The organism is Halarcobacter sp. (genome assembly GCF_963675975.1).
In the GTDB taxonomy this organism is placed as follows: Bacteria; Campylobacterota; Campylobacteria; order Campylobacterales; family Arcobacteraceae; genus Halarcobacter.
The window spans coordinates 2,486,554-2,501,901 of record NZ_OY780939.1 but is presented as its reverse complement, the minus strand read 5'-3'; the positions used below and the strand labels follow the sequence as shown (position 1 = coordinate 2,501,901).

Annotated in this window: 13 protein-coding genes; 11 read left to right on the top strand and 2 right to left on the bottom strand. The window is 27.6% G+C overall.

Features of this window, described 5'->3' with window-relative positions; translation table 11 throughout:
- The first annotated feature begins 176 nt into the window (after positions 1-176).
- Genes ACKU3H_RS12300 through ACKU3H_RS12290 form a run of 3 tightly spaced genes read left to right on the top strand, consistent with a single transcriptional unit; the run spans position 177 to position 7,184 of the window.
- Positions 177-1,325, top strand: a complete 1,149-nt coding sequence (locus ACKU3H_RS12300) for an exonuclease SbcCD subunit D C-terminal domain-containing protein (protein ID WP_320034161.1) — start codon at positions 177-179, stop codon at positions 1,323-1,325.
- Positions 1,325-4,480: an AAA family ATPase gene (locus ACKU3H_RS12295; RefSeq protein ID WP_320034160.1), complete on the top strand. Its 3,156-nt coding sequence runs from the start codon at positions 1,325-1,327 to the stop codon at positions 4,478-4,480. The genes ACKU3H_RS12300 and ACKU3H_RS12295 overlap by 1 nt, the downstream gene beginning before the upstream one ends.
- A 10-nt stretch (positions 4,481-4,490) precedes the next feature.
- Positions 4,491-7,184 (top strand): AAA family ATPase, encoded by a 2,694-nt coding sequence (locus tag ACKU3H_RS12290; RefSeq protein WP_320034159.1) that lies wholly within the window; start codon positions 4,491-4,493, stop codon positions 7,182-7,184.
- A 100-nt stretch (positions 7,185-7,284) separates the two neighbouring features.
- On the opposite strand, the gene ACKU3H_RS12285 is transcribed toward ACKU3H_RS12290, so the two are convergent.
- Positions 7,285-7,416 (bottom strand): hypothetical protein, encoded by a 132-nt coding sequence (locus ACKU3H_RS12285; RefSeq protein ID WP_320034158.1) that lies wholly within the window; start codon positions 7,414-7,416, stop codon positions 7,285-7,287.
- A gap of 49 nt (positions 7,417-7,465) precedes the next feature.
- Here ACKU3H_RS12285 and ACKU3H_RS12280 point away from each other — a divergent pair, with 49 nt between their 5' ends.
- From ACKU3H_RS12280 to ACKU3H_RS12255, 6 genes are all read left to right on the top strand, one after another.
- Positions 7,466-8,743 (top strand): DUF2779 domain-containing protein, encoded by a 1,278-nt coding sequence (locus tag ACKU3H_RS12280; RefSeq protein WP_320034157.1) that lies wholly within the window; start codon positions 7,466-7,468, stop codon positions 8,741-8,743.
- A gap of 155 nt (positions 8,744-8,898) precedes the next feature.
- Positions 8,899-9,480, top strand: coding sequence for a hypothetical protein (locus tag ACKU3H_RS12275; RefSeq protein WP_320034156.1), 582 nt, complete (start codon positions 8,899-8,901; stop codon positions 9,478-9,480).
- Between the two features lie 208 nt (positions 9,481-9,688).
- Complete coding sequence (gene rhuM, locus ACKU3H_RS12270) at positions 9,689-10,537, top strand: RhuM family protein (protein ID WP_320034155.1); 849 nt, start codon at positions 9,689-9,691, stop codon at positions 10,535-10,537.
- 25 nt (positions 10,538-10,562) lie between these two features.
- Complete coding sequence (locus ACKU3H_RS12265; protein ID WP_320034154.1) at positions 10,563-10,844, top strand: peptidylprolyl isomerase; 282 nt, start codon at positions 10,563-10,565, stop codon at positions 10,842-10,844.
- A 53-nt stretch (positions 10,845-10,897) separates the two neighbouring features.
- Positions 10,898-11,203, top strand: coding sequence for a hypothetical protein (locus ACKU3H_RS12260; RefSeq protein WP_320034153.1), 306 nt, complete (start codon positions 10,898-10,900; stop codon positions 11,201-11,203).
- Positions 11,204-11,217: 14 nt separating this feature from the next.
- Complete coding sequence (locus ACKU3H_RS12255; RefSeq protein WP_320034152.1) at positions 11,218-11,577, top strand: hypothetical protein; 360 nt, start codon at positions 11,218-11,220, stop codon at positions 11,575-11,577.
- An 80-nt stretch (positions 11,578-11,657) separates the two neighbouring features.
- Here ACKU3H_RS12255 and ACKU3H_RS12250 read toward each other — a convergent pair whose 3' ends face one another.
- Entirely contained in the window at positions 11,658-12,233 is a 576-nt protein-coding gene (locus tag ACKU3H_RS12250; protein ID WP_320034151.1) for a TIGR04211 family SH3 domain-containing protein, read from the bottom strand.
- A 154-nt stretch (positions 12,234-12,387) separates the two neighbouring features.
- On the opposite strand from ACKU3H_RS12250, the gene ACKU3H_RS12245 reads away from it, so the two are divergent.
- Both ACKU3H_RS12245 and ACKU3H_RS12240 read left to right on the top strand, forming a co-directional pair.
- The gene (locus ACKU3H_RS12245) at positions 12,388-12,921 is read left to right on the top strand and encodes a 3'-5' exonuclease (protein ID WP_320034150.1); all 534 of its coding nucleotides are present in this window, start codon (positions 12,388-12,390) and stop codon (positions 12,919-12,921) included.
- A gap of 103 nt (positions 12,922-13,024) precedes the next feature.
- The gene (locus tag ACKU3H_RS12240) at positions 13,025-15,286 is read left to right on the top strand and encodes a diguanylate cyclase (protein ID WP_320034149.1); all 2,262 of its coding nucleotides are present in this window, start codon (positions 13,025-13,027) and stop codon (positions 15,284-15,286) included.
- Positions 15,287-15,348 lie beyond the last annotated feature (62 nt).

Sequence of the window (15,348 nt, the reverse complement as noted above, 5' to 3'; positions counted from 1 at the left end):
TATTGATTTTTTAAATTTGTGACAGAAACTGTGACGTATTTTAATAAATTATTATTTTTTATAATTTTTTCTTATATTGTTTAATTATATTTCTATATAATGGTAAATAAAATATTTTTGGTTGGATTATTTTGAGATTATTACACACATCGGACTGGCATTTAGGACAAAACTTTATGAACAAAAGCAGAGTAGAGGAGCACAAAGCTTTTTTATCTTGGCTAATAGATACAATAGAAGAAAAACAAATAGAACTTTTACTAGTATCAGGAGATATTTTTGATACAGGAACACCACCAAACTATGCACTAGAACTCTACTACAACTTTTTAAAACAGTTATCATCAAAAAAGAGTTTAAAAACTACAATCATCACAGCAGGGAACCACGACTCAGTTTCTACACTAAAAGCACCAAAACAACTACTTGAAGCATTAAATGTTCATGTAGTAGTAAATGGCGATGAAGAGGAAAATATAATCATCCCTATAAAAGATGATGATGAGACTAAAGCAATAGTTTGTGCAGTTCCTTTTTTAAGAGATAGTGTTATAAGACAATCACTTGGCGGAGAAACTGTAAGTGACAAAGAAAAGCTTGCAAATGATGGTATCAAAAGCTACTATGAAAACGCATACAAAAAAGCAAAAGAGTTAAACTTAAATGTACCAATCATAGCTATGGGACACCTTACAACTGTAGGAAGTAGAACAAGTGAAAGTGAAAGAAATATCTATATAGGTGGAACACTTGATATTGGTGGAGATTATCTTGGAAGTCTATTTGACTATGTAGCTTTAGGACACTTGCATATCAATCAAACAGTTGGTTCTGACCATGTGAGATACTCAGGCTCTCCAATACCACTAAGTTTTTCAGAGTCAAAAAACACTCAAAAAGTAAACCTTGTAACTATTGATAATAGTGTAGAAGTAGAAGAGTTAGAAATCCCACTAAAGAGAAAACTGCAAGTTATCAAAGGCAACTTGGGAACTATAAAAGATGAATTAAAAAAGGTGGAAGATAAAACAACTTGGATAGAAGTTCATATCAAAGATGATAACCCAATGTTTGCAAATACACAGATAAGAGAAGAAGCCACAAAATTAGACCTAATAATCCTTGCAGTTAAAATAGCAAAAAGTGAAAAACAAATCAGAGCAAAAGAACTAAAAGCTATAAGCCTAGATGAACTAAGTGTAAATGATGTATTTGAAAAAAGATTAGAGCAAGAAAACATAGAAGACAAAGAGTTCAAAGAGCAACTAACTCTTAGTTTCTCTCAAGTAGTAAATAAGCTTCACGAAAGTGAGGAACAAATCTAATGAAAATACTAAAAGTAAAACTACTAAACATAAACTCCCTAAAAAGAGAGTTTGAAATAGACTTTCAAAAGTTTTTAAAAGATGAATCACTTTTTGCAATAACAGGACCAACAGGAGCAGGAAAAAGTACAATCCTAGATGTAATAACTTGCTCACTATATGGAAGAACAGCAAGACTTAAAAATCCGAATGACCTGATGAGTAGACATACTGGAGAAGCATTTTGTGAAGTAGAATTTGAAGTAAAAAGAAAAAACTATAGATGTTCTTGGGGTGTAAAAAGAGCAAGAAAAAATCCAGATGGAAAGTTTCAACCAGCAAAGATGGAAATAGTTGATTTAGATTCTGGAAAAGTTATTGAATCATATTTATCAAAAGTTCCAAAAGTAGTAGAAGAAATTACTGGATTAGATTTTGATAGGTTTACTAGGTCAATGATGTTAGCACAAGGTTCTTTTGATGCTTTTCTAAAAGCAGATGTTAATGAGCGTTCTACTCTTTTAGAAAATATAACTGGTACACAAATTTATAAACAAATCTCAAAAAGCATATATCAAACTTTTTCAGAAAAAAATAAAGAGATAGAAACTACCCAAATAGCACTAGGAAGTATAGAACTACTAGATACTGAGATAGTACAAGAAAAAACAAAACAACTAGAAGAGAGCAAAAAACAAAAGCAAGAACTAGACAAAAAAGAAGCCCAACTAAAGAAAATATCAACTTGGCTAGATACTTTAAAAACTCTTGAAAATGACAATATCAAATATACTCATGAGTTCGAACAAATCTCAAAAGAGAAAGAGGACAAAAAAGAGGAGTTCCTAAAACTAGAACTTGCAAACAAGGCTCTAAGAATACAGCCAATAAACCAAGAAAAAAACCAACTCTCAACAACCATAACAAATGACAAGCAAAGATTAGAATCACTAAAGCAAGAGAAAGAAACCCTAACAAAAGAGATAACAAGCAAATCAAATGAACTAGACACTTCAAAAGAAACTCTAGAAAAAGAAAAACTCTCATACACTCAAAACTACAACAAACTAAAAGAGGTAAGAGTTCTACAAACACAAGTTGAGAATAAATACGCCCTAAACATAGAAAAAAGCAAAAAGATATCAAGCTATCTACAAGAATTAGCAAAACTATTTGAAGTAGATTTTCAAACACTGTTAAATGACGAATCACAACTGCAAAGCTACTATGAAAGCTTTTCAAACACTTTAAACACTTCAAAAGAGCAACTAAACAATCTCTTAGATGAATACAAAGCGTGTGAGGAACAAACAAAAGATATAAACACAAAAGAAAACAACATAAGAGCCAAACTAAAAGAGATAGAATCACTTCTAAAAGCACTAGAAGATTATGAAAAGCTAAACCAAGAACTAACCCAAGAACAAACAAACATAAAAGAATACAACTCACAAATAAAAGCACAAACAAACCTAAACAACGAAAAAACAAAACTAATAAATCAAATACAAGAGACTCTATTAACTTTAAAACAAACAAGAGAAAAAGAGCTTCTTATTAAAAACTACGAACAAGACAGAGTCAAACTAAAAGATGGGGAAGAGTGTTTCTTGTGTGGTTCAAAAGAGCATCCATATATCAATCATAGTATCAATATCGATATAGACAAAACCACAAAAAAAATAAAAGAGCAAGAAGATTATCTACAAGAGCAAAACAAAGAACTAAATCAAGCACAAATAAATCTAGGTAAATTAAGCACAAAACTAGAATCTTCAAACCTAAACTTACAAAAACAACAAACAACAAAAACACAAATAGAAGAGTTCTTCCAAGCAAATAGTTTCAAAATAGAGCAAGACTCAAAAGCAAACCTGCAAGAACAAAACCAAATAAATGAAGCCAAACTAAAAGAGTATGTACTTTTAAGAGAGCAAAAAGAGAAACTACAAGCACAAAAAGAAAACCAACAAACAGTAGTAAACAACCATGTGCAAAAAGAACAACAGATAAAATCAAACATCAAAGCAATAGAAGAGTTAAAACAAGAGCAAAAAGCTTTAAATAAAGAACTTCAAGAGTTACAAACAAAAAGCAAATCTATCTTAGATGTACCAAATCTAGATGAGTTTGAACAAACTATTCAAAAAAGTCTTGATAGTGTTTCAAAATATTATAACGATTTGCAAACATATCTTTCAAGTCTAAAAACAAAAGATGAAGCAACTACAAAACAAATGGAACAACTAGTACAAAAACAAACAGAAGATAATCAAACACTAGAACTGCTAACTATGAAGTTTCACAAAGTCCTAGAAGAGTATGGCTTTAGTTCATATGAAGAGTTTGAAAAAGCAAAGCTAGAAAAAGAGCAGTTTGAAACTCTATCAACTCTATATAAAAACATAGAAGAGAAATACTCACAAATACAAACACTCAAAACAGACACAGCCAAAAAACTAAAAGAGCATAAAGAGCAAGAAAAAGAACTCTCTTTTGATAACAGAACTTTAGAAGATATAAACAAAGAGCTACAAGAGTTACAAAGCACTATAGACAAACTTCAAGAAAGTATTGGAAGCCTTTCAAAAGAGCTAGAGATAAATGCTTCAAATATGAAAAAATCAGAAGACAAAATCAAAGAACTTGAAAAGAAAAAAGAAGCCTCAAAAGTATGGGTAAAACTAAATGAGATGATAGGTTCAGCCACAGGAGACAAATTTGCCAAATTTGCCCAAGGTATAACCCTAGACCAACTAATCTACCTAGCAAACAAACACTTAAGTGTACTTAGCCCAAGATATGAACTCCAAAGAGCCACAGACTCAAGCAAGCTTTTAGATATAGAGATAATAGATGGCTTCCAAGGAGACGCGGTAAGAGGTGTAAATACACTCTCAGGTGGAGAAAGCTTCATAGTAAGTTTATCTTTAGCCTTAGGACTATCAAATCTAGCAAGCCAAAAGATAAGTATAGATTCACTTTTCCTAGATGAAGGGTTTGGAACACTAGATAGTGATAGCCTAGAGCTAGCCCTAAATGCACTAAATCAGTTACAAAGTTCAGGAAAAATGGTAGGTGTGATTTCCCATGTGGAAGCACTAAAAGAGAGAATTCCATTGCAGATAAAGGTTGAGCCTAAAGGTGATGGAACGAGTGTTTTGGAATTGAATTAGAAGGAATACAATGAATGAAATAGATAAGAAAATAAGTTATATTGATAAATTAGTTGAAAAGAATATTAGTATATTTGATGATAGTGATAGAGGTTTATTATCTCAAAATATACTATCAAATCTTAGAAATTTAATTGAACTTATTTTTTTAAAAATATACAATCAAAAACAAAATCAATCTTTAAAGCCACAGTATGAAAATTATAGAACGGCAGAAAAATATGTAAAAAAAATAGGAAAACTTAGATTTTTAGGTAAATTCCATGATTTGCTTCAAATTTCCGTTTCTCATTATACCCCTGATGAAAACGCCTCAGAAAGATTAATGCTCAAGTATTATGAGTATCTTATAAAAATCAAATCATTTTTATTTACTGAATATAAATTAGATATTTTCTCAAATATTAATGAATTTCCTATTCAATTAGATAAAACAACTCAAGAGTACTATAAAAAAATAGCTGAAAGAATTGACATACCTTTAGTAGGCAAAACTCAAAAAGATAGATATTATATTCAAAAAATTAAACCTTTTTTTGTCAATGATAATGTTTACTATGAAGTAACATTTACAAAGTCTCATGATATGGTAGATAAATTTGATAGAATAATTGCTTTTACAAATTTAGATATAGTTCAGAATTATGCAGTAGATTTACATATTGGAAGGGTTTATATTGAAGTTTTAGGTAAACAAATGCCTATTAATCTTATACAAAATTGGGAAGTATCTATTAGACCATGTGAACTTAAGAATTTTGCAAAAATTTTTGGTATAAGTATCAATATACAATCTAATCATAAAGAATATAGGGAATTAATGCACTTTTTAACTCAAACAAGTTTAAGTTTAAGTGAATATGTTGTCCAAGAACAAGAATATTATAATCAAATTAAAAATAATATTACTGAGGGTAGTAAAATACAGTTTTTTAATGTACTTGATAGATGTAGAAGTTTATTATTAAATAATAGATCTGCATCGAATATTGTTAGATATCTTTTATTTATTATGAATAATAAAATTATAAAAACACAAATACATAATGAGACAAATTTTAAACTCTCAGATTTATTTCTTAAATGGGGTTGTATACCTTTTGATCAGATGCCTTTTACAACTTCATTATTAAATCATAATCCAAGAATATATGACTTATTTGAATGTATTGAATATGAAAATAGAGAACATGAATTTTTAGCTAGATTTATTCAAAATAATACTGAAACAAAGGGAGAATTATTTACTCTATTAAGTGAATTAGAAAAGTTTGATGACATAAAATCTTTAATAAGAAAATACAACAGTTTAATTTATAAAAAGACTCAGTCAGGTCGTGTGATTGAATCTTATAAAGATAAATTTTTATATATAAAAGATTATAAAGAAAATACAATAGAGATAATACAAGAGTTAAAAGAATTATCAAATGTTGGTGTAGATAATTATTCTAATTCTGTAAAAGCATGGATTGATAAAACAGATCATAAAATAGACTGTGAAGATAAAGAAAAGTTTTTGATTAAAATGTTCGAACATTCAAAAGTGGCTATGATATATGGAGCTGCAGGTACAGGAAAATCTACAATGATAAATCATATTTCTAATTTTTTTAAAGATTATGAAAAAATATATTTGGCTCAGACAAATCCAGCAAAAGATAATTTAGATAGAAAAGTTGATGCACCAAATTGTGAATTTATGACTGTAACAAAGTTTTTATCTAAATGGAATAGAAATACTGATTCTACCATCTTATTTATGGATGAAAGTAGTACTGTAAGTAATAGTGATATGTTAGCAGTTTTAAATAAAGCCAATTTTTCCCTTTTAGTATTAGTTGGGGATATATTTCAGATAGAAGCTATTAGATTTGGAAACTGGTTTGAAACAGCGAAAGAATTTTTACCTAAAAATACAATTTTTGAACTTACTAAACCATGGAGAAGCAAAAATGATGATCTTCTTGAACTTTGGGATAAAGTAAGAAAATTAAATGATGATATTTCTGAGCATATTCAAAAAAATAGCTATTCTATAAATTTAGATGAGTCAATATTTGAAAATCATAAAGATGATGAAATAATACTTTGTTTAAATTATGATGGACTTTATGGAATTAATAATATCAATAGATTTTTACAAGCTAATAATCCTAATAGATCTGTTGAATGGGGAAATCTAATTTATAAAAAAGATGACCCTATTTTATTTAATAAAACAGATAGATTTGGTGATGCAATCTATAATAATTTAAAAGGGAAAATAGTTGATATAAATATTTTAGATCAACAAATTGAATTTGAAATAGAAATAGATAAAGTAGTTAATGCACTTGATGCTAATTTTTATGATTTTGATTTAGTAAGTAGTGATAGTAATAAATCTGTTATAAGTTTTAGAGTTAATGAATTTCCAACAACAGATGAAGATGATGAATCTTCTGAATCTATTGTTCCATTTCAAGTTGCATATGCAGTATCAATTCATAAAGCTCAAGGTCTAGAATATAGTTCTGTTAAAATTGTTATTACAGATGAAGTAGAAGAACAAATCACACATAACATATTTTATACTGCAATTACAAGAGCAAAAGAAGAATTAAAAATATACTGGTCACCAGAAACAGAAAATAAAATTTTACATAATATGAAGCGAAGAAATAATCAAAGAGATGTTGGCTTAATTAGAGCTATGATTTGATAAGTTACTATTAAAATAGGAAATAAAATGGATATTTTAAAATGTGCATCAGATAATTTTGTGTATTTAGTAGTTTAATATGAACCTATCTAAATCCCCTCTACACAAAAGGCATCCAATGCCCAAAAGCACTTTGGCTTAAAAAATATAAGCCAAATGTTCTAGCACCACCAGATGAACAAGCACAAGCTATATTTGATACAGGAAATATAGTAGGAGATTTAGCTTGCAAGCTTTTACCTGATGGAAAAGAAGTAACATACACTACAAACTATGATGAGATGATATCTACTACAAAAGAATGGCTAAAAGAAGGTGTATCAAATATCTACGAAGCTACTTTTAACTTTGAGGGTATACTTATCATGGTAGATATTTTAAAAGTAGAAGATGATGGTGTATCTATCTATGAGGTTAAAAGTTCTACTGAGGTAAAGGATATATATCTTCATGATGTATCTATTCAGTATTATGTTCTAAAAAACATAGGCTTTAGTATAAAAAGTGCAAGTGTAGTGCATATAAACAATGAGTATGTAAGAGATGAGAGTTTAGAACTAGACAAACTATTTAAAATAGTTGATGTCACAAGTGAAGTACAAAATCTACAGTCAAATATCCCCGTCATATTAAAAGAGTTTGAAACTTATCTTGAAGACAAAGTAAATGAGCCAGATATAGATATAGGAAAACATTGTAACAAACCTTATGAGTGTGATGCGAAAAACTATTGTTGGAAAGTACAAAGACAAATTCCAGATTATTCTATATTTAATATTTTCAATCTAGGAAGTAAAAAGCAAGTTGAGTTATACAATCAAGGTATCATAGATATAGAAGATATCCCAGAAGATTTTGATATGACTGCAAATCAAGCTCAAGCAGTAGAAAACTACAAATCAAAAACAAACCACATAGACAAAGAAAATATCAAAGCTTTTTTAGAAAACCTCACATACCCAATATATCACTTAGACTTTGAAACCTACCAACAAGCAATACCAGAGTACAAAGGCATAAAACCCTTCGAGCAAATCCCTTTTCAATATTCACTTCATATAGAGTATGAAGATGGTACTCTAATTCATAAAGAGTATTTGAGTGTAGATAGTGTAGACAGTAGATATGAGTTAGCACAAAAGCTATGTGAAGATATCCCAAGTGATGTTACAGTATTGGCTTACAATATGAGTTTTGAAAAAGGTGTGATAAAAAGACTAGCAAATCTTTTTCCAGAGCTTAGTACTCACTTACTAGCCATAAACGAAAATATGCAAGACCTAATGACACCTTTCCAAAAGAAATGGTATGTAACACCAAGTATGCAAGGAAGTTACTCTATCAAGTATGTATTACCTGCCTTAGTTCCAGAGTTTGAAAAAGCCTACAAAGAGTTAGATGGAGTACAAAACGGAAGCCAAGCTATGAATGCCTTTGCAAATCTATCAAAGCTTGATGAAGAAGAAAAACAAAAGATGAGAACTTCACTTTTAGCGTATTGTAAACTTGATACTTTGGCTATGGTGAAGATATTGGAAGTTTTGAGAAATATTTCCTAGTATTACAATCTGCAATATATTTAAATAAATATATTTTTTTATGTTATTATTTTTAATGATTTTTTTGGCATAAAAAAACCCAAGCTTAAACTCAAAGGTTTAAGTCTTACTGGGCGTCGTGACAAAATTATATTAAAATAGTAAGGATATGTCAAGTGAAAGATGAAATTAAATCTAGATTTATCAGTAATATTCGACTTGAATCGTATAAAGATTTTGTTGAATACAAACAAAATATAAAAAACTCTGAAGAATACTATATATTACTATCTATATTTGAAATTAGTTTAAGAAACTCTATCAATCATCATTTCAAAAAAAGGATTTCAAAAAATTGGTTCGAATCTAATATTTTACACACAGATACCAAACAAAGGATAAATGAATCAAAAAATAAAATAAAACAAAGAAAAGAGGAAGTAACTCATGACAAACTTATAGCTGAACTTCCTTTTGGTTTTTGGACTTCTTTATTTAGAAGATCATACTCTAATCTATTTAGAATAAAAGATATAAAATATATTTTTCCTAATATGCCAGCTAAAGATGAAAAACTCATAACTAGGCAAATATTAGATAAAGAATTAAATAAAATAAGAAAAATTAGAAATAGAGTATTTCACTATGAAAAAATAATTAATAAAAAAGAATATAAAAATATGAAAGAAGAAATTGAATTGTTATTATTATATTTTGATGAAGAGATATATTTACTTTCAAAAGAATTTATAGATTAAGATGGGTCATCTCGTAAGAATTTAAAATAAAATTTTAACACAAGTTATCAAATATTCTAATCTTCCACTTTTTATTAGGCCTCTAAGATATTGCAATATGCAATAAATATAAATAAAAACATTATTTAATGATATTATCTTTTATGTATTTAACAACACTAGAAAAATTATAGATATGTTTATTTAAAATCATCATAGAAGGATAAAAATGCAATCAACAGATATAGTGATATATAAAACTGGGGAAATAGAGCTAAATGTTACACTTAAAGAAAATGATATTTGGCTTGGTGCTAATGATATTGCAAGTATATTTGATGTAAATCGTCCTGCTATAGTAAAACATATAGGAAATATTTACAAAACAGATGAATTAGACAAAGCTTCAACCTGTTCCATTTTGGAACAAGTTGCAAATGATGGCAAAAAAAGAAGAATGAATTTTTATAATCTAGATATGATTATATCTGTGGGATATAGAGTTAATTCAAAAAAAGCAACAAAATTTAGGAAATGGGCTACCTCAATTTTAAAACAATATATTACTGATGGCTATGTCATAAATAGTGACAAAATAACAAATGATAGATTTGTATCATTAGAAGAAAAAGTACACTATTTAAGTGAAAAGGTTGATATATTAGAGTCAAAAAATATTAAACCAAAACAAGGAATATTTTACGATGGACAGATATTTGATGCTTACACTTTTGTATCTGATTTAATAAGAAGTGCAAAAGATAAAATAATACTTATAGATAACTATGTGGATGATAGTGTCTTAACTCTATTTTCAAAAAATCAAAATATAGAAGTGATAATATATACAAAAAGCATCACAAAACAACTAAATCTTGATCTTAAAAAATACAACTCTCAATATAAAAAAATAGAGATAAAAAAGTTTGATAACTCACACGATAGATTTTTAATACTTGATGAAAAAGAACTTTATCATCTTGGAGCTAGTTTAAAAGACTTGGGTAAAAAATGGTTTGCTTTTTCAAAGATGGATATAAAAAGTTTTGATGTCTTAAAAAGATTAGAATCGATATAATCCCCATTATATAAAAAGGAACCAAATGGCAAAAGCTACAGCTAGACATATCTTAGTAAACAACGAAAAGTTAGCTAGAAAACTAAAAAAAGAGATTATCAAAAACGAAATCACTTTTGAAAAAGCTGCTAAAAAGTTCTCAAAATGTCCTTCTAAAAAAAGTGGAGGGAATTTAGGTACTTTTTCAAAAGGTGAGATGGTAAAAGAGTTTGATAATATTGTGTTCAAAGAGGATTTACATAGAGTTCATGGACCTATTAGAACTGAGTTTGGATTTCATCTTATTGAGATTTTAGCTAGATATTAATCAAAAAACATAGTATATTTTAGATAACATACAAAAAAATTTAGGAGCATTTTATGGCAAAATTTATAAAACTAAAACTTGAAGAAACTTATCAAATACCAGATGAATGTGAACTTGTTACAAATGAAGAAGGAATAACTAAAATAAAAGTAGGAGAAAATGAATATTATGATTTTGGATCTATCCCTTACTGTTCACCTTCTTTAGAATCTGAGGAAGAGATGATGTTATTACCAGAAGAATACCTCGAGTTTCAAACTAAAGGTTTAGATTTGATTATGGCTGATGGAAAAGTATCTATTATCAAAGGTGAAAATGAGATAAAAGATATACTTGAATTTGATGATGAAGAGATTTAATAGTTAGGAAAATTATGAATAAAATAGTTATAAAATCAAAAAATTACAAAAAATTTAGCTTATATTGCCCATTTACAAATGAAAAACTATTCAACGATGATAGTTCATTTGAAGTTTATGAAGGTGCTGGAAACTATCTTTTTTCGGCATGCGAAGATTGTCTTTTCTTTGATGCAGGAAACAATGAAGAGATTGAAGAGTATTGGAAAGATTCTGCTATTGAAGCTATTGAAAAGTTTGTTGAAAATCATAAGGAAGACAATATCTTAGTTATTGAAGTTCAAGATAATGAAGATACTTACTGGTTTGGTTTTATAAACGAAGACAATATTGAATTAGAAGCTTCAGAAATAGAAAATAGATTTATCAAGTAAATAAGGGAAAAAATATAAAATAGGGAAATCCTATTTTATACCTTTTGAGATTGTGCTTCTTTTTCGTAGTTTTCTTGACTTTACCAACGTGCTTTTTGTTTACGATTAGGAATTAGATATGGAAGTATTAATCCAAGAATAAGACCAGCTCCTGCAACGATACCACCATAAGTAAACCAACGCATCAATAGTTCATTTTGTTCTTTATCTAGCCTTTCATTTAACTTTTCATTTTTTTCTTGAACTTGTTTTAATTCTTTACTTAAAGATGAATTTATTTTTTTTAATTCTTTCACTTGATCGATGTTGGTGGCTAACTCTTTTTCTAAAGTTATTTGGTTTTTATCCAGTTTTGAATATGAGTTTTTAAGTTTTTCTAACTGTTTTTTTAATCCTGGTTGATTTGAAACATATTTTGAGTTTATCCATACTTTACGATCTTTTGAATCTACTATTTGCGTATATCCAGCCTTTTCATTTGTACTTATAATTTTGATTTTTTCACCTGCATTTACAATTCCTATAATTTTATATTTTGTTCCTGGCCCTGAATGTGTATATGTAAATAATTCGTCTGAAACATAATAGTTCGCTGCAAATGCTGATGTGCTTAGACAGACAGTTGTAAATAGTATTGAAACTCTTTTTTTAATCATTTTTAACCTTCATATTAAATTAATATTTTTAAATTTGAATTAATTATAACTTATAAAGTTATTAAGATCCCTTAGTGATATCATTTTTACTCTATTTTTAGGCTTCAAATATATTTATATAAAAATTTATTAATATTATTGGTATAATAATTTTATGATTATATTAGATTTTGAAACAAACACAATGAATCCCCAAGATGTAATAGAAGCTGCAGCAGTAAAGTTAGAACTTGTGGATGGGGATTATAAAGTTATTGACAAGTTCCATCGATATTATTTATCTAGATATCCTGTAAATCCTTATTCTTTTGAGGTACATAGACTTACCCCTGAAAAAATTATTGCTCATAGAAACGGTGCAAGCTATAGTTCTTATTTTAATGAAGATGAAGAGTTTATTGAGTTTTGTAGTGGAGTTAAAACTTTGATTGCTCATAACATAAATTTTGAGCTAAGACATCTTGATAGACTTGTTAAGTTTGAAAAACATTTTTGTACTATGAAAGAAAATAAACAAATAGTAAAAGCTCTAAACAAAAATGGAAATATAAAAAATCCAAAACTAGATGAAACTTGTATTTTCTATGGTATTGATTTTGATCCACTTTCTTATCATAGTGCTACATATGATGTGAGTAAGACTTATGAGATTTTAAAATGTATGGAGAAAAAGATAAGCCAAAAATAATATTCTTCTGTATATAGCCCAGAAAATAGCATTTCTTTAAAGTGAATCATTATTTATAAAGTACAAAAATTGTAAAATTAGATAATTAAAAAGAAAGGTTCTTTTGGAAAAAAAAGACTTATTAAATAGAATATTTCTTATTATCGTTTTTGTTATTTTTGAATTGGTTCTTTTATATGAAATACAAATTTTTTATGATGGTGAGACCAATAGAGTATTAGATCAAAATCTAAAAAAAGTAGAAACTCAATACAAAACTATAAATAAATCACTTAATAACTTAGCTGACAGTACTTTTATTGGTTTTATAGATAGACCTGAGATAAAAGAAGCATTTAAACAAAGAGATAGAAAAAAGTTATATAATTTATTAAATGAAACTTATATGTATCTTACCTCTTTAGGATTTAGGCAAGTTCATTTTCATCTACCTGATAATACTTCATTTTTGCGAATGCACAAACCAGAAAAATATGGAGATAATCTTAGCTCTTTTAGATATACAGTTGAATATGTTAATCGATATAAAAAAAGTATTCATGGACTAGAAACAGGAAGAGTTCTCCCTGGTATGAGAAATGTTTATCCAATATTTTTTGGTGAAGAGTATCTTGGAAGTGTTGAGATGTCTTTTGGTATAGATAAAGTTGAAAATGAAATAGAAAAGGTTTATACAAATATCTATACGCATTTCTTAATAAAAAAAGACAAATTTAATAAAACTGTTTTTGATGAATATAAAATTTATTATAAAGATAGTTTTGAAAACAACCAATATGTACAACTTAAAAGAGTAGTAAATAAAGTTTTTTTCAAAGATATTGATTTTGAAAAAGAGTTTGTGGATGATATAAAAAGAAAGATGGATGAAAAAGAAATTTTCAATTTTGACCTTCCTTTGGGGCATTCACCAAAAAGTAAAATAGAACATAAACATTATGTAGTTTCTTTTTTACCAATCTCAAATGTAAAATCTGACAACACTATGTATTTTGTTTTCTATGAATCTAATAATATATTAAAAGTTATAGAAGAGCATAGATTAAACAAAAAAATAATATTTTCTATGTTATTGATTGGTATGTTTTTATTTATTTTTCAGTTAATGAGAAATAGGGAAATTACATTAAGAGCAAAAAAACATATTGAAAAAGAAAAAGCAAAATATAAAGATTTGATGAGTATTGCATCAGATGGGATTCATATTTTGGATATTCATGGAAATATTTATGAAGCAAATAAATCATTTGCTAAGATGTTAGGTTATAGCTGTAGTGAGATTAAAAGTTTAAATGTAAGGGATTTTGATTATAAATTTTCAGGTAAAGAGATACCTGAAAGAATAAATGCATTACTAGATACATCACAAGTTTTTAATACTTTGCATATAAAAAAAGATAAAACTATTCTTGAAGTTCAAATAAGTGCAAAAAAAGTAGAAATTGATGGAGATATATATTTATATGCCTCTTCAAGAGATATTACAAAAGAGAGAAATGAATATAGAAAATTAGAAAAATTTATTGAATTACAAGATAATATTGTCATCATAACCAATTCAAAGCAATTAACTTTTGCAAATAAGAAGTTTTTTGAATTTTCTGGTTTTAAAAGTCTAGAAGATTTTAATAAAAAATTTGAGTGTATTTGTGATTTATTTGTAGAAAATGATAGATTTTTCCATCTTGGAAAAGTAGAGCAAAAAGAGGATTGGATTAAAAATATTGAAAGTTTACCTCACTCAAAGAGAGTAGTGGGAATGTTGATGTATGATTACAATCTTCATGCTTTTGCTGTAACTGTAAATAAGTTTGAAGAAGATTTATATATTTTAAGTTTTACAGATATTACTCAAACTATGTTAAATCATATTGAGTTAGAAGACAAAACTATTCATGATAAACTAACAAATGCATACAATAGAGAGTATTTTGAACAAAATATCCCAGATATTATAAAATCTTTTATTAGTGATGGTTTCTCTTTAGGGGTTGCATTTTTAGATATTGATCATTTTAAAAGAGTTAATGATACTTTTGGACATGATGTTGGCGATGATGTATTAATTCATTTTGTAAAAACAATACAAAAGTATTCAAGAGAAAATGATATCTTAATTAGATGGGGTGGAGAAGAGTTTATTTTATTTCTTAGGGTTAATTCAAATGAAGGACTAAAAAAAGCATTAGAGCATCTAAGAAGAGTTATTGAGTTGGAAAAAATTCCTGTAGTTGGGAAAATTACTTGTTCTATAGGTGCTTCTATTTATAAAGAAGATGAAAATATTTACCAAACTATAAAAAGAGCGGACGAAGCTGTTTATGTAGCAAAAAACAAAGGAAGAAATGCAGTAGAAATAAACTAATTCTACTGTTTTTGAAAAGTTATTAAATAGTTCAACTTTTGGACTCTTCTTTAGAGTTTTTA

Excerpts from the sequence above, each read along its gene's own strand:
- ACKU3H_RS12300 (WP_320034161.1), top strand. The coding sequence starts at position 177 with ATGAACAAAAGCAGAGTAGAGGAGCACAAAGCTTTTTTATCTTGGCTA.
- ACKU3H_RS12295 (WP_320034160.1), top strand. The coding sequence starts at position 1,325 with ATGAAAATACTAAAAGTAAAACTACTAAACATAAACTCCCTAAAAAGA.
- ACKU3H_RS12290 (WP_320034159.1), top strand. The coding sequence starts at position 4,491 with ATGAATGAAATAGATAAGAAAATAAGTTATATTGATAAATTAGTTGAA.
- ACKU3H_RS12280 (WP_320034157.1), top strand. The coding sequence starts at position 7,466 with ATGATATCTACTACAAAAGAATGGCTAAAAGAAGGTGTATCAAATATC.
- rhuM (WP_320034155.1), top strand. The coding sequence starts at position 9,689 with ATGCAATCAACAGATATAGTGATATATAAAACTGGGGAAATAGAGCTA.
- ACKU3H_RS12265 (WP_320034154.1), top strand. The coding sequence starts at position 10,563 with ATGGCAAAAGCTACAGCTAGACATATCTTAGTAAACAACGAAAAGTTA.
- ACKU3H_RS12260 (WP_320034153.1), top strand. The coding sequence starts at position 10,898 with ATGGCAAAATTTATAAAACTAAAACTTGAAGAAACTTATCAAATACCA.
- ACKU3H_RS12255 (WP_320034152.1), top strand. The coding sequence starts at position 11,218 with ATGAATAAAATAGTTATAAAATCAAAAAATTACAAAAAATTTAGCTTA.
- ACKU3H_RS12250 (WP_320034151.1), bottom strand. The coding sequence starts at position 12,233 with ATGATTAAAAAAAGAGTTTCAATACTATTTACAACTGTCTGTCTAAGC.
- ACKU3H_RS12245 (WP_320034150.1), top strand. The coding sequence starts at position 12,388 with ATGATTATATTAGATTTTGAAACAAACACAATGAATCCCCAAGATGTA.